The sequence below is a fragment of the Nocardia cyriacigeorgica genome, from assembly GCF_010858045.1.
Lineage (GTDB): Bacteria > Actinomycetota > Actinomycetes > Mycobacteriales > Mycobacteriaceae > Nocardia > Nocardia cyriacigeorgica_E.
In genome coordinates, this window is record NZ_JAAGVC010000180.1 from 1 (window position 1) to 353 (window position 353).

Annotated in this window: 1 pseudogene; it reads left to right on the plus strand. The window is 68.8% G+C overall.

What is annotated here, in order from left to right:
* Window positions 1-96: 96 nt before the first annotated feature.
* Window positions 97-353: pseudogene (locus GV790_RS29260) on the plus strand (GtrA family protein); the annotation flags it as partial.

The following is a 353-nucleotide window of genomic DNA, read 5'->3' on the forward strand; positions in this document are numbered from 1 at the left end:
CCGACCTGACACGGATCTGACGTCTCATGAGACGCGAGGGTGTCATGTCAGTCGGGCGTCAGGTCGCCGTCAGCGGGGTCGGCGACCGTTCTTCTCGTGAACAGCACCGCCTTCGCGGCCCCCATCGCCTGCCCTGCCCTCGTCCCGATGCTGAGCAGCGAATGGGCCGGTCGGTGCGCCCGCGCGCGGCAGTGTCTGCTCGGCGATCACGCCTTCGCGCAACTGCTCCGCTTCGCCCTGGTCGGCGGCACCAGCAATATCGCCTACCTGCTGCTGTTCCTCGCCTGCGGCGGACTCGGCCCGCTGGCCGCCAATGCCGCGGGCTCGATCGTGAGCACGATGATCGCGAACGA